The organism is Halogeometricum sp. S1BR25-6 (assembly GCF_031624495.1).
Classification (GTDB): Archaea; Halobacteriota; Halobacteria; order Halobacteriales; family Haloferacaceae; genus Halogeometricum; species Halogeometricum salsisoli.
In genome coordinates this window covers 405,643-425,845 of sequence record NZ_JAMQOP010000004.1, presented here as the reverse complement: position 1 = coordinate 425,845, position 20,203 = coordinate 405,643, and the positions used below count along the sequence as shown (strand labels likewise).

Here is a 20,203-nt window from a genome sequence, read left to right as displayed (position 1 = left end):
TCTTTTTGCTCTTTTTGCTCTTTTTGCTCTTTTCGTTCTTCGCACCGGACGCGGAGCGAGGAGTGATTCGTTACGCCGGCACCACCTGCACGAGGCGAGAGTCGGAAACTGTCAGCAGAGGTCGCTGATATAAATGATGCTTGAAAATACAGCCACACTTCACATCAGGCTCTCCGTCGAACGGTGTATCCGCATGGCGACCACCATCACGGACGACGAAACCGGCAAGCCAGTCGTTGACAGCGACGGAAACCAGATCGGCGTCGTCTCGTCGGTCGAGCACGGGACCGCACTCGTAGATCCGGACCCCGGAGTCACCGACAAACTCCTCGCCAAACTCGGCTGGGACAACTCCGACGAGGAGGACTACCCGCTCCAGGAGGCGCGTATCGACACCGTCACCGACGACGAAATCCGCCTCCGCAGCCTCTGAACTGACCCCGGCGCGGCTTTCGTCTTTTACTCGGTACGACTCACTGACCGAACCGACAGTCGGCATCGGCGCCGCCTCGCAGATTTAGCGGTCTTCTTCGAGACGAGAGCGCACGTCCTCGGCGTCGAGTTCGTCGACCGCCTCTAATCCGAGCGAGACGACGAGCGGGTAGAAGTGGCGGTTCTTCTCGAACGACTCCTCGTACTCGTACTCGTACTCGGCTTTGAGGATGGAGTAGGCGCGGTCCAAATCGCGTCGGACCCCGTGCGGGAGGTACATGTACGTCGGTTTCTGCTCGTCTTTGACCGAGGGTTTCGGCCCGTCGCTCTCGTCCGCCTCGCTCGTTTCGTCCGTCCCGTCGGTCTCGCCCGCGTCGTTCGGTTTTGCCGTCTCTGCCGATTCGGTCGTTTCGTCCGTCTCCGATTCGGCCGATTCGTCGGACTCGCCGGACTCGTCGGTCAGCGCTCTGTCCCGAGAGCGCTGACGGCGGCGGCGGAGACGGTCGGCGCGGTCCTCGCCGCTCATGCTTCCACCTCCACGTCTTCGATACCGAACTGCTCGTCGAGGTCGGCGGCGATGTCGCGGAACACCTCGCACATGTCGCAGTCGGGATTGTACTCGAGGAGCGAGACGCCCGCGTCGAGGGCCTTCTGCACGTCGGCGCGTTCGCGAATCTGCCACACCGGCACGTCGTCGAAGGCGGCGTTTATCCAGTCGACCATCTCGCGCGCCTGCGTCTTCCGCACGTCGATCCGGTTGACGACGACGCCGCGGTCGTGGATGTCTATCTCGTAGTCGTACTCCAAGGCGTCCACGTGATCGAACAGGAGTTCGAACGCCCGCTTGGAGGTCGACTCTGCGAGGGCGGGAATGAGGACGTTCTGCGTGGCGAACAGGGCGTTGTCCATGAGGTTGCCGAGGTTGGGCGGGCAGTCGACGATGACGTAGTCGTAGTCGTCCTCCACCTCGCGCAGGACGAGCGACAGTTGCTCGCCGCTCCGCCGCGCGAGCGTCAGTTCGGGTTCGGCGGCGGTCATGTCGATGTTCGACGGGATGACGTCCATCTCCTCGTGTTCGCGGACGATGTCGGCGACCGTCTCTCGCTCTTCGGGGTCCGTGAGGCAGTCGAACAGCGTCGGCGGTTCGTCGTCGTAGGCGTCCATCAGACCGAGGTTCTCCGTCGCGTTCCCCTGCGGGTCCAAGTCGACGAACAGCACGTCGTGTCCGCGGGCGCTTATCGCGCCGGCGACGTTGATGGCGATGGTCGTCTTTCCGACCCCGCCTTTCTGGTTCGAGACGCAGAGTTTTGCCGGGCCACTCATACGACACGGCTTTTCCGTCAAAACTTATACTTTCCGACAAAGACGGTTTTCACAGTTTTGCTGTCTTGTGTTGGAGTTCGTTCTCACTCGCTCTGTAAACCGTATAAGGCTCCTCCGTCTGTGGGGCCTATGGTCGCGAATCCCGTCACCGCCTTCTTCGACGCGGACGCCCGAGTCGTACCCGGCAGTCCGACCGGCCTCACCGAGAAACCGCGGCGCAAACGCGCCCGCGAAACCTTCGTCCTCGCCGCGGCGAACTTGTCGAGGGCGACGGACGTCGCGGCGACTCCGAACTCCCTCCACCGAGCGTTCCGTCCGGGGGTGTTCTGAATGGCCGACGGAACGCGCGTCGGCGTCGACGTGGGTGGGACGTTCACGGACGTAGCGCTTCTGACCCCCGAGGACCGACTCGTGACCGCGAAGGTACCGAGCACCGACGACCAGAGCGTCGGCGTCGTCGACGGTATCGAGAAGGCCTGCGCGGAGGCTGGCATCGCCCCCGGTGAGGTGGACGCCTTCACGCACGCGATGACCGTCTCGGTCAACGCGCTCTTGGAGGAGAGCGGTGCAGAGACGGCGCTCGTCACCACCGACGGCTTCCGCGACGTCCTCGAAATCGGACGGCAGGACCGCCCCGACCTCTACGACCTGACCGCCGAACGGCCCGCGCCGCTCGTACCCCGTCGCCGCCGCTTCGAGGTGACCGAACGGGCGACCGAGGACGGTATCGAGACACCGGTCGACGAGAGTGAGATTAGAGACCTCGCCGCGGAGATTCGGGCGTGCGGGGCCGAGAGCGTCGCCGTCTCCCTGCTCCACGCCTACCGACACCCCGAGAACGAACGCGCCGTCGCCGAGGTGCTCCGCGAGGAACTCGACGTCTCCGTTTCAGCCTCTCACGAGGTGCTCGCGGAGTTCCGCGAGTTCGAGCGCACCTCCACCACCGCGGTCGACGCGTACGTGACGCCGGCCATCGACGCCTACGTCGGACGCCTCGAAGAGCGGGCGGCCGAGTTGGGCGTCCCCACGCCCCGCATCATGCAGGCCAACGGCGGCCTCGCGTCCGCCTCGACCGTTCGAGAGCACGCCGTGACGACCACCATGTCCGGCCCGGCGGCGGGCGTCGTCGGCGCCGCGGAGACGGCGACGGCGGGCGACCTCGCCGGCCTCGTCACGTTCGACATGGGCGGCACGTCGAGCGACGTGAGTCTCGTCCGCGACGGCGAGGCCGAGCGTACGACGGACGCCGAGATAAACGGCCATCCGGTCAGAACGCCGATGGTCGACGTGAACACCGTCGGCGCTGGCGGCGGGTCAATCGCGTGGGTCGACGCGGGCAACGCCCTCCGCGTCGGGCCGCGTTCCTCCGGCGCTGACCCCGGTCCGGCCTGCTACGGCCGCGGCGGCACCGAACCCACGGTGACCGACGCGAACGTCGTCCTCGGCTACATCGGCGGCAGTTCCGCGCTCGGCGGCGAACTCTCCTTGGACGGCGACGCCGCCCACGACGCCCTCGCCGGCCTCGCCGAGGAGGCCGGCCTCGACGACGCGTTGGCGGCCGCCCGCGGCGTCTACCGCGTCGCCAACGCCAACATGGCGCGCGCGATTCGCTCGGTGACGGTCGAACGGGGCCACGACCCCCGTCGGTTCGGTCTCGTCGCCTTCGGCGGCGCCGGCCCCATGCACGCCGCCGCCCTCGCCGACGGCCTCGACATCGGTACCGTCGTCGTCCCGCGGGCCTGCGGCGTCCTGTCGGCGTACGGACTGCTCGCGGCGGACGAGAAGCACGACTCCGTGCGGACGCTCCGGAGTTCGCTCGCCGGCGTCGACGTCGACACCGTCGAAGGCGCGTACGACGGCCTCCGCGACGACGTACTCGCGGACGTGGAGACGCCCGCGGACGCGACGGTGTCGCGCGCGGCCGACCTCCGGTACGACGGACAGAGCTTCGAACTCACCGTTCCGGTCGGGGAGACGTTCGACCCCGAGGCGGTCGGGGAACGGTTTCACGAGGCTCACGAAAGCGCCTACGGTTATCGGCTCTCCGACCCCGTCGAACTGGTCAATCTCCGCGCCACCTCCGTCGTCGAACGCGGTGCGGTCGACGTCTCCTACCGCAGCACCGGCGAGGCGCGCAAGGACACTCGCGAGGCGTTCTTCGACGACGGCTTCCGCGAGACGCCGGTGTACGCCCGCGAGGGACTCGACGTCGGCGACGACGTGTCCGGCCCGGCCGTCCTCGAACAACCGGAGAGCACCGTCGTCGTGCCGCCGGAGTGGCGGGGAACGGTCGGGGCCGACGGAACGCTCGCGCTGACCCGAGGGGGTGAGGGGCAGTGAGCGACGCAGACGCCAATGCGGGCGTGGACGCGGTGATGCTCGAAATCGTGCGCAACCAGTTCGAGAGCGTCGCCGAGGAAATGGGACAGGTGCTCATCACCTCCTCGTACTCGCCGAACATCAAGGAGCGGCGCGACTGCTCGACGGCGCTTTTCGACGCCGACGGGCGCCTCGTCGCGCAGGCCGAACACATCCCGGTCCACCTCGGTGCGATGCCCGAGGCCGTGGAGACGGTGCTGGAGTACGACCCCGAACCCGGCGACGTGTTCGTCCTGAACGACCCCTTCGAGGGCGGTACGCACCTCCCAGACGTGACGATGGTGTCGCCGCTGGCGATAAACGGGGAGATTCTCGGATTCGCCGTCTCCCGCGCCCACCACGCCGACGTGGGCGGAATGACGCCGGGCAGCATGCCCGCGGGCGCGCGAGAGATATACCAGGAGGGTCTCCGCCTCCCGCCGGTGCGGTTAGTGTCGGGCGGGAAGACGAACGACGACGTGCTGTCGCTCATTCTGGCGAACGTCCGAAATCCCGGCGAACGCCGCGCCGACGTCCGTGCGCAGATAGCCGCGAACGACCGCGCCGAGGAGCGACTCGCCGATCTCGTGGCCGAACACGGCCGAGAGCGGATTCTTGCGGCGTTCGACGCGGTCATCGACTACTCGCGCGAGCGCGTCGCCGCGGAACTGCGCGACCTGCCGGAGGGCGAGTACCACGCCCGCGACGTGCTCGAAGGTGACGGACTGACCGACGAGGACGTGCCCGTCGAGGTGACGGCGACGGTGGACGGCGGCACCGTCGCGTTCGACTTCGAGGGCACCGCCCCGCAGGTGCCCGGCAACGTCAACGCGCCGCTGGCGGTGGCCAAGAGCGCGGTCTACTTCGTCGTCCGTTGCGTGACCGACCCCGAGATACCGCCGAACCAGGGCTGCTACGACCCCATCGAGGTCTCGGTGCCCGAGGGGTCGCTGTTGAACCCGAACGCGCCCGCGGCCGTCGTTGGCGGCAACGTCGAGACGAGTCAGCGCGTGACCGACGTAGTGTTCACCGCCCTCGCGGACGCCGCCCCCGACCGCGTCCCCGCGCAGGGGCAGGGGACGATGAACAACCTCACTATCGGCAGCCGCGTCGGCGGGTCCGAGGGCTTCACCTACTACGAGACCATCGGGGGCGGGTCCGGCGGCCGCGCCGGCGGCGACGGCACCGACGGCGCGCAGGTCGGGATGACGAACACGCTCAACACGCCCGTCGAGGCGCTGGAGGCGGAGTACCCGCTGTACGTCGAGGAGTACGGCCTCCGCGCGAACAGCGGCGGCGACGGCGAGCACCGCGGCGGACTCGGCATCGTCCGCTCGGTCACCGTCGAGGCCGACGCCACCGTCTCGCTGCTCACCGAGCGTCGCCGTGTCGCGCCGCGGGGCATCGCCGGCGGCGAGAACGGTGCGGTGGGCGAGAACCTCCTCGACGGGTCGCCGCTCCCCGCGAAGACGACCCGCGACGTGCCGGCGGGGACGACGGTCACCGTCCGGACGCCCGGCGGCGGCGGCTACGGCGACCCCGAGAAACGGAGCGCGGAGGACCGTGAACGGGACCGGGCGGACGAAAAAGTAGGGCGCTGACGTGTGTACGGTCGCGCGCCGGACTCGCGACGACGCGGTGAGTGGATTCGGAGGCTCCCCCAGAAAACGGATTCTGGAGCCGATTACTGACCGGGCTGGAACTCCTCGTACGGTTGGATGACGACGAACCCGCCCTCCTGTGCGAACTCCAGTTGGAACGTCTCCCCGGAGGAGCGTCCGAGTAACCCTTTGATGTTGATGTCGCGCTTCGCGCTCGGCGAGACGTCGCTGCTCCACGCGACGGTGGCGTTGGGGTCGGTGCTGACGGGCGTCGGGACGACCAGCGGCTTGCCGTGCGTCGTGATGGCGATGTGGCCCGGACCCTTCAGGTAGACGTTGAACAGTCCCCCGGACGAGGCGCCCGCGATGCTGTTCATCATCTTGATGTCCCAGTCGACGCCCTCCTCGAACGCGAGCACGTCGTTGCCATTGACGCTTATCTCGTCGGTCTCGCTCAGTTCGAGTATCTGCACCTCCTTGCCCTGGTCGGCGAGGTAGAGGTGGCCCTCGCCCGTCGCCTGCATCATCACGGTACCCTCGCCGGTGGCTCGCTTCTTCAGCATCCCGGTGAGACCTCCCTCGGACTTCCGCTCGAAGGAGATGTCTCCGGTGTAGCCAACCATCGACCCGGCCTTCGCCATGACGCTGCCGCTGACGGCGACGTCGAGCAGTTTCGAGTTCTCCAGTTGAAACGCCTCTCCGCCCTCTTCGGGTGCGTGTGCGCTGACAAATTCGTCGAGATTCATGGTGGTTCGAGTCGCCTGCGAGGAGACTCTCACGGGGAGGACTCTCGCGGGACAGTATAAACATGGCCGACGGTTTCGGTAGCTTAGCGGCGGAACGCGGCGTGATGGGTCAAAAAACGGACGGCGGAGTGCGGTGAGTGGCAGGGACGACGAGCGGACGAGCGTTCGACTCGGTCGCGGCGGCCGAGGCGAATCGGTTCGAGCGACGCCGATACGGTCGAGATTCGGCGTGCGAGTCGCACTATCGCCGGTTCGGTCAGTAGGAACGTTCCGCCACGAGGTCACCAGCCTCGTCGTACACGGAGACGGTGTCGCCGTCGTCGTTCCAGACGCTCCGTTCTCTCCCCCAGTGGACCGTCACTTCGTCGTCGCCCTCGCCCGTGAGGAGATGGACGGTCGCACCCGCGGGAACGACTGTCCCCTCGGGGAACTCGTACTCGTGCCCGGCCTCGTCGGCCACCGCCCACCCCGAGAGGTCCACCGGGGCGTCGCCCTCGTTCGCGAGCGAGATGGACTCGCCGGCGCCGCCTTCCGCCCCGGACGGGTCGACGCCGACCACGCTCAGCGACGGACCCGTCGACCCGTCGGGCGTCACGGGACCGAACAGGTCGAACGAGTCCTCGAAGTTCGACGTGCGGGGGAGCGTCTCGTCGTCGTTCAAATTCGACTCCGCGTCCACGACTCGGTCGTCGCCCAACCGCAGGTCCGACCCGAGGGCCTCGGCGAGGGCGTTCAGGTTCTCCCGCGCGTCCGCGGGCATCCCCTCGGCGCCGTGACCGAGGAGGAGGACCACCCCGCCGCCCTCGACGAACGACCGGAACGCGGACAGTTCCGAGTCGCCGTACGCCGCGGCGGGCGCGCACACGATCAGCGCATCGCCGTCGATTCCGTCCGCCAAGTCGTTCTGCTGGACGAGCGCCGCGTCCTGTCCCTCCAGAAATCTGAGATAGTAGGCCATATCTTCACAGGAGAGGGCGTACTCGGCGTTGAACTGCCCGTGGCCGCCGTCGACGACGACGCGTTCGGGTCGTTCGGACCCCTTCGAGAGGAACACGAGGACGTTCGTCGCGAACGGGTAGTTGCCGAAGCGACTGGTGTCCGCCTCGAACCCCTCCGCTTCTTCGTAGCGTTCGTCGAGGAGGGGACCGCCGACCATCGCCACTCGCGCCTCTCCGTCCACGGCGACGAGGGGTATCCGGTCCCCGTAACTCACCTCCCCGCCCTCCCGCGTTGCGGACGGCGAGGCGAACACGGGAACTCTGTCGTCGGGAACGGCTCCCGACGCCGTCCGGACGCTCGCCGCCTCCGGAACGAACAGTCGCTCAACCTCCCTGTCCCTCACTTCGGGCGACTGCGAGGGGTCGCTGCGCTTCCACACGCGCGTGCGTCCCTCGCGGGCGGAGCGCTCCCGGTCGAGGTAGTCGTCGTGGCGGGCGAACCCGGAGTCGTACACTCGGGCGTACCCCTCCGCCACCGCCGCTCGGTTGTACACCGTCGACGCGTCGCCGGACGCGGAGTCGCTCCCCTCTCCGCCTTCGTCCTCCTCGCCGCTTCGGTCGTAGCGTACGTAGCGGAGGAGTCGTCCGAAACTTCCCCGGTCGGGTTCGTTCGCGTCCGCTTCGAGTTCGACCGTCGCGTCCGTCAACTCCCGCTTCGCGAACTCGCTGGCTCTGTCCCCCCAGCGCCCGAGGTACGAGAGGTCCTCGATTCCTTCCCATTCCGCGCGGCGCTCCGCATCGGCGTTATCCGTCGTCTCGGGGGTATCTATCCCGATGATTCGAACGCGCTCTTCGCTTCCGTCGTCGAGGCGGACATCGATGGTGTCGCCGTCGACGACGTCGACGACCGTCGCAGTTTCTCCCATGACTCGGGCTCTCGCTCCCGTCGTATTATCTTTAATTCCGCTTCGCTATAGTCGGTATTTACCGATACGTAGTAGAGTAGAAAAGACGACCCTTCTATCTTTTCCATCCCATCTGTCTTTTCTGTCTTTGCTGGTTTTGATATCACTCCTGGACGAACCGTCTCTACTCGTCGGTGCGACGACCCAGGAGAGAGGAAATCTCCATCTCGTAGAGCACGAGGTCGATTTCGTCGACGTTCTCGTCGAACACCCGGAGCGGACCGAACCGTTCGTTGAGTTCGGTGGCGTCGTACGCCGCTTGCTCTTCTTCGGAGAGTCGCCGGAGCGACCCGGTCACGACGACGCTCCACGAGAGGTCCGGACCGTCGGCGTCGAAGAGGACGAACGACGCCTCCGTCGTCGCCTCCGCGACGTCGAGTTTCCTGCTGTCGTCGTCGTCGTCGGAGAGGCGGAACAGCAGCGAGTCGCCGTCGTAGTAGTGGGAGACGGGTATCCCGTACGCGGCGCCGTCGTCGGCCAGCGACAGCACGCCCGCCGACTCCGACCGAAGCCGTTCGTCTACCTCGTCGTCGCTCATCCCGAACGTGTACACATACTCAATGCGGTCCATACGTATCTGAGACTACGCTGTCCCGCGGTATCAATCCGAGTGCGCGCCTCGTGGTCATCGAATCTTGGGTACCTTAGGCATCTTGGATATTCTGGATGTCTTTTCTCACAAAACCGGAAGGGACAGTCGAACTAGTTTTGCCGGATTGGAAACGACCGGGGCGGTTCGTCGGATGCGTCTCGGGTCAGCGCCGTCCCGTCAGTACGTCCCGACGTGGCCGTCCTTCCGCGGTTCGGTCGCCCCCGAGAGCGTGCCGCCGTCGTTCCGGACGAGTTGTGCGCCCCCGAACATCCCCGTGTGGAGGAGCGACACGTCGTGGCCCCGCCGGTTCAGCGTCGCGCCGACCGACCCGGCCAGCGCTGGTTCGAGCGCCAAGTCGCCGCCCTCGCGGTAACGCCACCGCGGGGCGTCCAGCGCCGCCTGAATCGGCATGTCGTAGTCAACGATGTTGGATATCACCTGCACGTGCCCCTGCGGTTGCATGTACCCGCCCATGACGCCGAACGCCGCCCAGTCGTCCTCGCCGAACTTCGCGAGAGCGGGGACGAGCGTGTGGAACGGCCGCTTTCCCGGCGCTAATCGATTGGGGTGGTCGTCGTCCAACGAGAACGACGCCCCCCGGTTTTGGAGGGCGATGCCGGTGTCGCCGGCGACGACGCCCGACCCGAACCCGGCGAACCGAGAGTTGATGTAGGAGACGACGTTGCCCTCGTCGTCGGCGACGCAGAGTAGGACCGTGTCGGCGTCCTCCGCGTGTGCGTCCGGCACGCCGAAGGAGACGTCGCTCGGTTCGTCGGTGATGTCGGCCGCGCGCTGACGAGCGTACTCCTTCGAGGCCAGCGGCGGCACCTCCTCGTACTCGGGGTCGGTGATGTAGCGGTGACCGTCGTGGAACGCCCGCTTCATCGCCTCGCCGAAGTAGTGGATACGGTCCGCGGAGTCGTAGTCGGCGTCTCCGGCGGCTATCTCCTCGGCGATGTTGAGCGCCTCCAGGGCGATGAGTCCCTGGTTGTTCGGCGGGAGTTCGTACACCTCCGTTCCCCGGTACGTCGTGCTCACGGGGTCGAGAAACTCCGGTTCGAAGGCGGCGAGGTCCTCGACGGTCATGAACCCGCCCTTCGACTGCACCTCCTCGGCGATGGCCTCGGCGATTTCCCCCTCGTAGACGGCATCGGCGCCCTCCTCGGCGATGGTCTCCATCGACCGACCGAGTCGGGGGAGCGCCACCGTCTCGCCGACCGTCGGCGGTCGGTCCCCCGGCAGGAACGCCTCTCGGGCGTGCTCGTCGGTGAACAGGTCGTCGCCGTGTTTCCACTGCGCCGCGACGACTTCCGTCACCGGGTAGCCCTCGGTGGCGTACCGAATCGCCGGCCGGAGGTTCTCGCCCAGACTCAGCCGTCCGAGTTCGCGCGTCGTCGCCTCCCACCCGCGCGCCGTTCCCGGAACGGTCACGGTGTGCGGCCCTCGCATGGGCATCTCCGCCTCTTCGGGCGCTTCACCCTCGTCGGCGACCGCTTCGCGGACGCGCTCTCGGGTCGCACCGCTGGGCGCGCCGCCGCACGAACGCATCGCGCCCACGTCGCCGTCGGCGGTGCGATAGAGGGCGAACACGTCGCCGCCGAGGCCCGTCGACGTGGGTTCGACGACGTTTAGCGCGGCCGCCGTCGCGACGGCCGCGTCGAAGGCGTTCCCGCCGTCGCGGAGCGTCTCGATACCCGCCTGCGCGGCCAACGGTTGGCTCGTCGCCACCACGCCGGACCGACCGTACACGGTCGACCGCCGAGAGATGAACTCGTCTAGATTCGGCTCGCTCATACCTGACTTACCTCGCCTCTCCGCAAAGTACCTTCCCCGGACGCATCCGACCGCCTCTTTCGAGTGCGGGTCGGCGGAGCCGACGCGTGTGAGGGCGGTTCGGAGGCTGGGTTCCCTCCCCGCACCGTCGCGGTTCTCCCGACCGAACCTCGCACAGCGGTGGGTGTCACCCCTTCACACCGCCGAAACGGCGATAAGGTATTTCCACGCGACGGCAGAAAAAACGGCCACCACGAGCAGGTGCGACACCTGCGTCCGACTCACCCAACCATGTCTTCGACAGCCAGCGACCTGCACGACCGGATCGAGGCGGTATCGAACGCGGACGCCGACGGCGAGCAACTCGTCTCCGTCGCCGTCCCGCCCGAGGAATCGCTCGAAGCGACGCGCCGGCGCGTCGAAGAGGACCACGCCGAGGCGGAGTACCTCGACGTCCGCGAGGAGGTCCGCAAACCGCTCAAACAGGCGCTCGAAGAGACCCGCCGCGTCCTCCACGAGTACGAGGAGACGCCCGAGAACGGGCTGGTCGCCTACGTCGGCGTCGTCGACACCGAACTCGTGACGCACGTGTTCGACGACCTGCCGACGCCCATCTCGACGGGGACGTACGAGTACGGTAACGAGTTCGACACGGACCCGCTCTCGCCGGCGACGACGCAGACAGACACGCACGGCCTCCTCGTCGTCTCCCGCGACAGCGCGACGCTGGGCCGGTACGACGGCGAGACCATCGAGCACGTCGACACCGTCGAGAGCGACGTGCCGAGCAAGCAGACCGCCGCGGGCGGCCAGGAGGACGACTTCCAGGGCCGAAGCCAGGAGCGGGCCGACGAGTTCTACGACGAGATCGGCGAGGCAGCGGCCCGCGTGTTCCTCGACGACGCGCCGTCCGACGCCGTCGACGACGCCTCCCCCGGTACCGAGTTCGCGGGCGAGGCGCTCCTCGTGGGCGGCAGCGAAGTGACCACCGAGCGGTTCCTGGAGGGCGACCACCTCTCGGAACCGCTCGCCGACGCCGCCGTCGGCCCGTTCGACGCGGAGTACGCCTCCGAACAGGGTCTCCGCGAACTCGTCGACGCCGCCGAGGAGTCGGGCGAACTCGGCACGACCGACGCCCGAGGGACGCTCGAACGTTTCTTCGCGGCGCTCGACGACGACGAGGAGACCGCCATCGGCGGGCGCGAGGACGTTGAGCGAGCGCTCGAACTCGACGCGGTCGACACGCTCGTCGTCGCCGATTCGCTCGCCGAGGAGGAGGTCCAGTCGCTGGCCGAACGCGTCGAAGAACAGGGCGGCCAGAGCGTCGTCGCGCCCGAGGGACTCGACCGGACGGAGCGCCTCGAAGCGGCGTTCGACGGCGTCGGCGCGCTGCTCCGGTTCCCCATCGAATAACGCCGCTCCCGCCGCGCGACCGTCTCCGCTTCGACTGATGCTCGTCGCCGCCTCTCCCCGTTCAGCGCTTGGGGGCGAGGAACTCGCCGAGCCATCGGTCGAGCCGCGACACCTCCACCTCACCGCTCCGGACGGTGACGACCGCGTTCTCGCACAGCGACTGGACGATTTCGGTCGTTGACCCGTCGACGAACTCCCGGAGTCGACCCTTCTGCGGGGCGCCGACGACCGTCGCGTCGTAGTACGACGACTGTTCGACGATGGCCTGCGCGGGCGACTCTCCCTCCTCGCCCTCGTAGCGCCAGGTATCGAAGTTCGCGAACCCGAGCAGCCGGTCCGAGCAGTACTCGAAGAGGTCGTCGACGTCGCTCTCCGTCTCCTCCTCTTCGACGACGTGGAACAGGTCGACCCAGGCGTCGGACGACTCGGCGAACGCGCGCGCCATATCGAGCGTCGCGTCGAGGTGGGGGCCGCGCGCGACGGGGACGAGCACCGAGGAGATGCCCTCGAGTTGCGAGTCTCGCGTCACCGTGACGTGGGTACCGCCCGAGGCGAGGGCGAGTTCGCCGCCGCCGAGCATCGCCTTCCGGTCGCGGATGTCGAAGATGACGGTGATGTCGAAGCGGTCGACGACGTCGGTCACCCACTCGGCGGTCACCGTCGACGGCCGTTCCAAAAAGCGCGTCTCGTAGTCGGCCGACGCGTCCGACGACGAGGGCTTCAGCGACTCGGCGACGCTCGCGTCCCGCACGGGGACGACGAACCGACCCCCGTCCGCCAAGGACTCGGCTACCTGCAGGAACTGTCCATCCGCCGGTTCTCCGGGGTCGAACAGACAGAGCACCCGCTCGCTCGTCGTCCGTCCGCCGTCCGAGGAAGCGTACCCGGCGATCTGACTCCCCCCGAGACGGTTAGGCATAGGCGACTGTTGCATTGAGAGTTGATAAACCTCCGGACCGGTCCACGAGCGTCGCTATTCTTCGGAAGCGGCGCGAGTCCCTCGCCAACGGGCCAACACGACGCGCTCTGCGCGTTCCGTCCCGGCGTCGTCGACCCACGTCTCGGCGTCCGATTTCGAGCAGGACCGAAGCTCCATAACGGCCGCCACGAGGTCGGCGTACGGGCGCGGTTCGACGGGGTCGTCGCTCACGTCCAACTCGTCGACGTTCGGCGGGGGAACGGGCATCGTCGGCGTTACGCGCGCGGCGTTCAACAGTGGTTCGGTCGACCGTTCGGCGGACGCGACGGCGGCGCGCGATAGAATCCGTCGCCGCCGACCCGTCAGCGGGGGTTTTGACAGCAAAGCTAGTTTTGCTGTACCGGACGTAGTGGCCGTCTCGTCCGACGGTCAGAACTGATTCCTCCGCAAACCGGGATTGCGAGGCGCCTACAGCGACCGCTCCGGGTCCGCGTGGCGGAGCATGTCGAGGAACATCGTCTCGAAGCGGTCGGCGTCGACGGACTCAACGACGCGGGCGTTCGGTTCGCCGTCGGTGACGCCGAGTTCGTCGACGAGGCTGTAGCCGCGGGTCATCCCCTCGCGTTCGTCCACGTCGACGTGGTACTCGCTCGACTCGGTGATCAGGTCGGGGTGGAGCGCGGAAGCTACCGTCAGCGAGTCGGGTTGACTCGTCGTCTCCTCGCCGTACTGCTCGACGGCGAACTCGCGGGCGCGTTCCATGATGGTGGTGAAGAACTCGGCGTAGTCGGTGTCCATCGCGTCTATCTCTTCGAGGGTGTCGGCGCCGAACGTCCCGTCGCGGAGCGTGAGACCCCAGTCGACGAGTGTCACGTCGAGTTCGTCGACGACGACTTTCGCCGCGTCGGGGTCGACCCAGAAGTTGAACTCCGCAGAGGGAGTGTCGTTGCCGAGCGTGTTCACCGCGCCGCCCATCACGAACACCTCGTCGAGGAGTTCGTCCAGTTCGGGTTCGAGACGGAGGGCGAGGGCGACGTTCGTCAGCGGACCGATACAGACCAGCGATATCTCGCCGGGCGACTCGCGGGCGCGTTCGACGATGGCGTTCGCGCCGTGACCCTCGGCGGACTCCACGTCCGTCTCCGGGCGGAGTTCGCCGCCCAACCCGCCCTCGCCGTGGACCTGTTCGGCGTGTTCGTGGTCCTTCACGAGAGGCGTCCGCGCGCCCTCGTAGACGGGCACGTCCGTCGCGTCGGCCACGCCCAAGGTGTGCTTCGCGTTCTCGACTTCCTGTTCGAACTCCACGTTGCCGGCGACCATCGTTAGCGCTTCGAGGTCGAGCGAGTCGGCCGACGCGGCGAGGAGAATCGCCATGGCGTCGTCCCCCGCGGTGTCGGTGTCGAGGATGATTCGTCTGCTCATGGCTTCCCTTTTCTCCCGGCGTCGTTTAATCGCATGGAAACGGAGCGAACGCGGAACTGAAGTGACTTATCCCACCCGCCTCTCTGGCGAGTATGGGCCGCGTCGTGAGTCTCGGGAGCATCAACGTCGACCATATGGAGTACACCTCGACCGAGTGGGTTCGGTCGACGGCGGAGCGCTACGAGTGGTTCCCCGCGCCGGGCGAGACGGTGTCCGTCGGGTCGGTGCCCGACGCCCTCCGGGAGTCCTACGCGGAGACGTATCTCGGCGGGAAGGGGGCCAACCAGGCCGTCGCGGCGGCGGCGGCCGGCGCGGACGCGGGACTTCTCGGCATGGTCGGCGACGACGAGGGGCGCTACGACGTGCTCGACTCGCTGTCGGACCGCGGCGTGGACGTGACCGGCGTGGCGCGGACCGACGGGCCGACGGGCGCGGCGTACATCGCCGTCGACGAGACGGGCGAGAACTACATCGCCATCCTCGCCGGCGCGAACGGCCGCGTCGACGACGGCTACGTCGCCGACCGCCTCGACGCCTGCTGTGCCGCCGACTGCCTCCTCGTGCAGAACGAACTCCCGCCCGAGGCGGTCCGCGCGGCGCTCGACCGACTGGCGGACCGCCCGGACCGACCGACGGTCGTCTACGACCCCGCGCCCGCCGCCGGCGCCGCGGAGATTCTCGCTCACGACTGCGTCGACGTGGTGACGCCCAACGAGGGCGAGTACGACCGACTTCGCGGCGACATCGACGCCTTCGAGGGGACCGTCGTCCGCACTCGGGGAGAAGACGGCGTCGTCGTCGACGGCGAGCGAACGCTTTCCGTCGCCCCGCCCGCCGTAGACCCCGTCGACACGACGGGCGCGGGCGACGTGTTCGTCGGCTACTTGGGCGCCGAACTGGCCGCCGGGGCCGACTTCGAGGCGGCCGTCAGGCTGGCAACCGTCGCCGGCGCCCTCTCGACCGAACGCGAGGGCGTGCAGTCGGCCGCCCCGTCGCGCGAGGCGGTCGAATCGGTCGCCGTGCGGTAGCCGGTTCTTTCGGTCTCCCTTCTTCGCTCATTCCAAGAGGACGCCGAACCCCCAGGTGAACGAGGACTGCTCCTCGCCGCCCGCCTCGTCCATCACCGAGAACGTCGACTCGAAGCGGTACTCGCCCACCGGCAGGCAGACGTCCTCCTGCGTGGGCGCGCCGTACAGACCGAGGTCCTGACTCGTCGACTCGCCGGGTTCGAGCGTCACCGTCCGGTACTCTTCGGTGACCGCGATGCCGTCCGTGAGCCGCCAGCATCCCGCTTCGGCCGGGTAGTCCTCGTCGGCCGGCAGGAGCATCAGGTGCTCTTCGGTGTCGTACTGGTAGGCGAAGACGATAGCGCGCCCCTCGCCGAGCGTCACCGCTTGGTCGCTCTCGTTCGTCACCGTCGCGCGCAGCATCGGCGGGTGCTCTTCGGTGGCCGTGTCCTCGATGACCTCGACGGACGGACGGACGGGCGCGTCGGGGGCGTCGTCCGTCGACGCGATGTTGATGCCCGGCCCGCCCGTTCCCTCCGGGCGCGTCCCGCCGGTCTCGTTGCCGGTGCCTTCGCCCGGCGGCGTTTCCGTCTCGGCGTCCGTCGGCGACTCGGTCCCGGTTGGCGTCTCAGTACCCGTCTCCGTTCCGGTGGTCGTCTCGGTCTCCGTGTCTCCGCCCCCGTTGCCCATGCATCCGGCGAGGAGGGCGAGCGTTCCGATGCCGCAGGTACCGACGAGGGACCGTCGTGTCGTGTTCACGTCAGATGTATCGACCTTGAGGGGCATAACCCCAACGTAGACGCAAGCGAGCATTTGTGCTACCCCTCGGCCGTCGCCCACCGTCGCGTGCTCCGATTTTGACGCCGTCGTTTTCGACCGCGGTCGGTCTCTTCCGCTCCCGTCGCTCCGACAGTGTTTTGCGCGGAACACTCGAAGATACAACCAATGAATACGGAGATGCGAACGTACCTCGTGACGCAGGCCGACCGTTCGCGGGGCCGCGGCACCGTCGCCACCGTCCGCGCCGCCCTCGCGGGCGGCGTCGACGTCGTCCAGATGCGCGAGAAACACGCCACCGCCCGAGAGCGGTACGAACTCGGTCGTGAACTCCGAGCACTCACCCGCGAGGCGGGCGTCGCGTTCGTCGTGAACGACCGCGTGGACGTGGCCGCCGCCGTCGACGCCGACGGCGTCCACCTCGGCGACGACGACCTGCCGATAGCCGTCGCGCGCGAGCAACTCTGTCCGGACGCCGTCGTCGGTCGGTCGGTTTCGACGGTCGAAGGTGCCGTCGCGGCCGAACGCGCGGGCGCGGACTACCTCGGCGTCGGCGCCGTCTTCGCCACCGACACGAAGGACGTCTCGGACGACGAGTCGAACGTCGGCACCGACCGAGTGACCGCTATCGCCGACGCCGTCGAGATTCCCATCGTCGGCATCGGCGGTATCACGGCGGCGAACGCGGCCGAAGTGGTCGGAGCGGGCGCGGACGGCGTCGCCGTCGTCTCCGCCATCACCGACGCCGACGACCCCGAGGCGGCCGCGCGCGACCTGCGTCGCGCCGTCGACGGCGTACGGACCGGGAGGGTCGAGCGATGAGCGACCCGACCGTCGACCCCGACGAAGCGCTTTCGACCGTCCGGCGGGAGCAACCGCTCGTCAACTCGCTCACTAACGCCGTGACCGTCAACGACGTGGCGAACGCGACGCTATACTGGGGCGGCCTACCGGTCATGTCCGATGACGAACGCGAGGTGGCCGACATGGTCGCGGGCGCGCAGGCGTGCCTCCTCAACATGGGGACGGTCAGCGAGGCGGGCGAGGCGGCGATGGTCGCGGCGGGCGAGGCGGCCAACGAGAACGGCGTCCCCCTCGTCGTCGACCCCGTGGGCGTCGGTGCGACGCCCACGCGGGACCGCGTCGCCGAGCGTCTGGTCTCCGAGGTGCGACCGGACGTGATAAACGGCAACTACGGCGAGATATCCGCCATCGCGGGCGCGGACAGCGAGGTGCGCGGCGTCGAGTCGGTCGGCGAGTACGCCGACATCGCGGAGACGGCGGTGGCAGTCGCACGGCAAGCGGACGCCGTCGTCGTCGCCTCCGGGGAGACGGACGTCGTGGCGACGGACGAGGCGGCCTTCGAGGTGCGCGCCGGTCACCCGATGATGGCCGAAGTCGTCGGCACGGGCTGTATGCAGGGCGTCACCGTCGCGACGTTCGCCGGGGCGATGGACGACGCGCTGACCGCGGCGCTCGCCGGGACGCTCGCGTTCGGCGTCGCGGGCGAGGCGGCCGCGGACGGCCAGTTCGGCGAGTACGCCGGTCCCGCGAGCTACAAGATAGCGTTCCTCGACGCGATCGCCGGCCTCGGCGGCGTCGACCTGCCCGACGGCGACGAACGAATCGAGCGGGTCGTGGAGACGGAGGCGTAACCGATGACGGACCCCGACCCGCAGACCCCGCCGTACGCGTTGACGATAGCGTCGAGCGACTCGGGCGGCGGCGCGGGCATCCAGGCAGACCTGAAGACGATGACGCGACTCGGCGTCTACGGCGGGTCAGTCGTCGTCGGCGTCACGGCGCAGAACACCGCGGGCGTCCGGTCGACGCACGTCCTCCCGACAGAGGAGATTCGCGCGCAGTTCGAGGCGGTGCGCGAGGACTTCGACGTCGGCGCGGTGAAACTCGGGATGTTGGCGACGGCCGAGGCCATCGAGACGGTGGACGACTGCCTCGACAGCGTCGAGGAAACCTCGACGAGCAGACGGACGCAGTCCGTCGACGGCTACGGCGGTCCCGTCGTCGTCGACCCGGTGATGGTCGCCACCTCCGGCGACCGACTGCTCGAAGCCGACGCCGTCGACGCCTACCGGGACCTGTTCGCGCACGCGACGCTGGTGACGCCGAACGCCGACGAGACGGAGGAACTGACCGGCGAGTGGCCCGACTCCGAGCACTCGCGGACGGCGGCGGCCGACCGGTTCTTCCAGTGGGGCGCTGACGCGGTGCTGTTCAAGGGCGGGCACGTCGAGGACGCGGACGGCGAGGTTCGCGACGTGTTGGTCACGCCCGACGGAGCGGAGACGTTCGCGTCGGAGCGAATCGAGACGGACGTGACGCACGGGTCGGGATGCACGCTCGCCAGCGCAATCGCCGCCCGACTCGCGCGCGGCGACGCCCTCCCGACGGCCGTCGAACGCGGCATCGCCTTCACCCGCGCGGCGATAGCGAGTCCGGCGGCCGTGGGCGAGAACGGGAGCGTAAACCACCTCGTCGAGCGCGAGGGAACGGTCGGCGAGTTCGGCGACGAGTGATGCGGTCCGGCAGCGCCGACGTGTTCGACGAGTCCGCCGTCGCGTCGACGAAGCCCGGCCTTCGACCGACGTACCGCCCGGACGTCGTCACGGTCTCTCTTTTGAGAGAAAAACAGTCGCTCGCCCGGCGTCCGTCGACTCAGATCATCAACTGGATGTCGGCGTCGGCCAGACTGATCCGCGCGGCCGCACGGCCCGCACCGTCCCCCGCGTTTCTCTCCTTCCGAACGCTACGTCGTCGCTCCGTCTCGCAGCGAGCCTCTCCGTCGCCGCTCCCGGCTCACGACGACGGCGGGTACTACCGCGTCTACTCGCCGACCGAGTCGTCGGACGCCGCCGACGGTACGCGGCATCTGCTCGACGATTAGTACGCGGAGATGAGAGGATTCGTCAGCGAGTTCGAGCGCACGTACGCGAGAAAGTCGGGCGGCGACGTCGCGGTCGACGACACCGCCCGCGCGGTTCAGACTGCGTTAGGTTCGCGACCTGCTCATGTGCTCCGTGTACCCGCCGAGTACGGCGTTGACGACGGCTCCGAGGAGGAGCACGACGCCCGTGAAGTACAGCCACGTCAACAGCAGCATGATGCCGGTGACGATGTCGGCCCCGCCGGCCGTCGAGCGGGCGACGTATATCTGGAAGACGCCCTGCAGGAGCGCCCATCCGACCGCCGCGATGACGACCCCCGGGAGAATCTCCCGCGCGGACACGTCGACGTCCGGGAAGACGTAGTAGATGGGGAAGAACGCGACGATGAGACCGAGGGCGAGACCCACCGGGAGGAGCAGACCGAGATACGGAATCACTCCTTGGAACGCTCCGAACACGCTGGTCACCGCCACCATGGCAGCGAGTGCGAGCGTGAGACTGACGAGGACGACGAGGCCGTCCTTGATTTGGTCGACGATGGAGCTATCGGGGGTGACCTCGTAAATCTCGGAGAAGGCGGTGTCGAGACCCCGGAATATCTTCAGCGCGCTCCAGACCAACACGACGAAGCCGATGACGGACGACCCCGTCGCGCTGCTCGACTGCGTGGCGAAGAGGCGCTCGATGAAGTTTCCGATGGCGGGCGAGACGTTCTCGGTGACGACCGACAACACCTGCTCTTGCCATCCCGCTCCGAAGAACGCGACGACGAAGACGGCGAAGAGGAGAATCGGTACCAAGGAGACGAACGCGTTGTAGGCGATGCTTCCCGCGAGGAAGGTGACGTTCTTCTCGCGGAATGCCTCGCCTACCGCCTTGGCTTTCGAGACGGTGCCTGTTGAGTTGCTCATGGGGCATTGTCCCTCTACGCTCACAAAGAACTCATGGCAGGTAGGGGGCGCTCTCGGCGAACGTCACGACTTCTTTCAGTTCGACCGCAACTCGCCGGATTCGCTCGCGATTCCACCTCC

Annotated in this window: 21 protein-coding genes; 10 read left to right on the top strand and 11 right to left on the bottom strand. The window is 68.0% G+C overall.

Features of this window, described 5'->3' with window-relative positions; translation table 11 throughout:
- Positions 1–193 precede the first annotated feature (193 nt).
- Complete coding sequence (locus tag NDI76_RS19195) at positions 194–433, top strand: PRC-barrel domain containing protein (RefSeq protein ID WP_310925786.1); 240 nt, start codon at positions 194–196, stop codon at positions 431–433.
- 84 nt (positions 434–517) lie between these two features.
- Here NDI76_RS19195 and NDI76_RS19190 read toward each other — a convergent pair whose 3' ends face one another.
- The gene (locus tag NDI76_RS19190) at positions 518–958 is read right to left on the bottom strand and encodes a DUF8160 family protein (RefSeq protein ID WP_310925785.1); all 441 of its coding nucleotides are present in this window, start codon (positions 956–958) and stop codon (positions 518–520) included.
- Complete coding sequence (locus NDI76_RS19185; protein ID WP_310925784.1) at positions 955–1,755, bottom strand: ParA family protein; 801 nt, start codon at positions 1,753–1,755, stop codon at positions 955–957. The genes NDI76_RS19190 and NDI76_RS19185 overlap by 4 nt, the downstream gene beginning before the upstream one ends.
- A 129-nt stretch (positions 1,756–1,884) precedes the next feature.
- On the opposite strand from NDI76_RS19185, the gene NDI76_RS19180 reads away from it, so the two are divergent.
- Genes NDI76_RS19180 through NDI76_RS19170 form a run of 3 tightly spaced genes read left to right on the top strand, consistent with a single transcriptional unit; the run spans position 1,885 to position 5,714 of the window.
- Positions 1,885–2,085 (top strand): hypothetical protein, encoded by a 201-nt coding sequence (locus tag NDI76_RS19180; RefSeq protein ID WP_310925783.1) that lies wholly within the window; start codon positions 1,885–1,887, stop codon positions 2,083–2,085.
- Positions 2,086–4,095, top strand: a complete 2,010-nt coding sequence (locus NDI76_RS19175) for a hydantoinase/oxoprolinase family protein (RefSeq protein ID WP_310925782.1) — start codon at positions 2,086–2,088, stop codon at positions 4,093–4,095.
- A gap of 35 nt (positions 4,096–4,130) precedes the next feature.
- On the top strand, positions 4,131–5,714 hold the full coding sequence (locus tag NDI76_RS19170) for a hydantoinase B/oxoprolinase family protein (protein ID WP_310925808.1): 1,584 nt from the start codon (positions 4,131–4,133) through the stop codon (positions 5,712–5,714).
- Positions 5,715–5,797: 83 nt separating this feature from the next.
- Here NDI76_RS19170 and NDI76_RS19165 read toward each other — a convergent pair whose 3' ends face one another.
- The 4 genes from NDI76_RS19165 to ggt form a co-directional block, all read right to left on the bottom strand.
- Positions 5,798–6,460, bottom strand: coding sequence for an AIM24 family protein (locus tag NDI76_RS19165; RefSeq protein WP_310925780.1), 663 nt, complete (start codon positions 6,458–6,460; stop codon positions 5,798–5,800).
- A 256-nt stretch (positions 6,461–6,716) separates the two neighbouring features.
- Positions 6,717–8,324, bottom strand: coding sequence for a lamin tail domain-containing protein (locus NDI76_RS19160; RefSeq protein WP_310925779.1), 1,608 nt, complete (start codon positions 8,322–8,324; stop codon positions 6,717–6,719).
- Positions 8,325–8,487: 163 nt separating this feature from the next.
- Entirely contained in the window at positions 8,488–8,934 is a 447-nt protein-coding gene (locus NDI76_RS19155; RefSeq protein WP_310925778.1) for a pyridoxamine 5'-phosphate oxidase family protein, read from the bottom strand.
- A 198-nt stretch (positions 8,935–9,132) separates the two neighbouring features.
- On the bottom strand, positions 9,133–10,749 hold the full coding sequence (gene ggt, locus NDI76_RS19150; protein WP_310925777.1) for a gamma-glutamyltransferase: 1,617 nt from the start codon (positions 10,747–10,749) through the stop codon (positions 9,133–9,135).
- A 270-nt stretch (positions 10,750–11,019) separates the two neighbouring features.
- On the opposite strand from ggt, the gene NDI76_RS19145 reads away from it, so the two are divergent.
- Entirely contained in the window at positions 11,020–12,141 is a 1,122-nt protein-coding gene (locus tag NDI76_RS19145; RefSeq protein ID WP_310925776.1) for a baeRF10 domain-containing protein, read from the top strand.
- A 61-nt stretch (positions 12,142–12,202) separates the two neighbouring features.
- Here NDI76_RS19145 and NDI76_RS19140 read toward each other — a convergent pair whose 3' ends face one another.
- The 3 genes from NDI76_RS19140 to NDI76_RS19130 form a co-directional block, all read right to left on the bottom strand.
- Positions 12,203–13,060 carry a universal stress protein gene (locus NDI76_RS19140; protein WP_310925775.1) on the bottom strand — a complete coding sequence of 286 codons (858 nt, stop codon included), beginning with the start codon at positions 13,058–13,060 and terminating at the stop codon, positions 12,203–12,205.
- A 54-nt stretch (positions 13,061–13,114) separates the two neighbouring features.
- On the bottom strand, positions 13,115–13,327 hold the full coding sequence (locus NDI76_RS19135; protein WP_310925774.1) for a hypothetical protein: 213 nt from the start codon (positions 13,325–13,327) through the stop codon (positions 13,115–13,117).
- Between the two features lie 201 nt (positions 13,328–13,528).
- Positions 13,529–14,482 (bottom strand): nucleoside hydrolase, encoded by a 954-nt coding sequence (locus tag NDI76_RS19130; protein WP_310925773.1) that lies wholly within the window; start codon positions 14,480–14,482, stop codon positions 13,529–13,531.
- A 92-nt stretch (positions 14,483–14,574) separates the two neighbouring features.
- Here NDI76_RS19130 and NDI76_RS19125 point away from each other — a divergent pair, with 92 nt between their 5' ends.
- Complete coding sequence (locus tag NDI76_RS19125; protein WP_310925772.1) at positions 14,575–15,510, top strand: PfkB family carbohydrate kinase; 936 nt, start codon at positions 14,575–14,577, stop codon at positions 15,508–15,510.
- Between the two features lie 27 nt (positions 15,511–15,537).
- Here the strand turns inward: NDI76_RS19125 and NDI76_RS19120 are convergent, their stop codons facing one another.
- The gene (locus NDI76_RS19120) at positions 15,538–16,248 is read right to left on the bottom strand and encodes a hypothetical protein (RefSeq protein WP_310925771.1); all 711 of its coding nucleotides are present in this window, start codon (positions 16,246–16,248) and stop codon (positions 15,538–15,540) included.
- A gap of 198 nt (positions 16,249–16,446) precedes the next feature.
- On the opposite strand from NDI76_RS19120, the gene thiE reads away from it, so the two are divergent.
- Genes thiE through NDI76_RS19100 form a run of 4 tightly spaced genes read left to right on the top strand, consistent with a single transcriptional unit; the run spans position 16,447 to position 19,171 of the window.
- A complete protein-coding gene (gene thiE, locus NDI76_RS19115; protein WP_310925807.1) occupies positions 16,447–17,088 on the top strand; it encodes a thiamine phosphate synthase in 642 nt (213 codons plus the stop codon).
- Positions 17,085–17,921: a hydroxyethylthiazole kinase gene (thiM, locus tag NDI76_RS19110; RefSeq protein ID WP_310925770.1), complete on the top strand. Its 837-nt coding sequence runs from the start codon at positions 17,085–17,087 to the stop codon at positions 17,919–17,921. Before thiE ends, thiM begins: the two co-directional genes overlap by 4 nt.
- 3 nt (positions 17,922–17,924) lie before the next feature.
- On the top strand, positions 17,925–18,803 hold the full coding sequence (gene thiD / locus NDI76_RS19105) for a bifunctional hydroxymethylpyrimidine kinase/phosphomethylpyrimidine kinase (RefSeq protein ID WP_310925769.1): 879 nt from the start codon (positions 17,925–17,927) through the stop codon (positions 18,801–18,803).
- Positions 18,803–19,171: a hypothetical protein gene (locus tag NDI76_RS19100; protein ID WP_310925768.1), complete on the top strand. Its 369-nt coding sequence runs from the start codon at positions 18,803–18,805 to the stop codon at positions 19,169–19,171. The genes thiD and NDI76_RS19100 overlap by 1 nt, the downstream gene beginning before the upstream one ends.
- A gap of 105 nt (positions 19,172–19,276) precedes the next feature.
- On the opposite strand, the gene NDI76_RS19095 is transcribed toward NDI76_RS19100, so the two are convergent.
- Entirely contained in the window at positions 19,277–20,083 is an 807-nt protein-coding gene (locus NDI76_RS19095) for a YihY/virulence factor BrkB family protein (RefSeq protein WP_310925767.1), read from the bottom strand.
- Between the last annotated feature and the right edge of the window lie 120 nt (positions 20,084–20,203).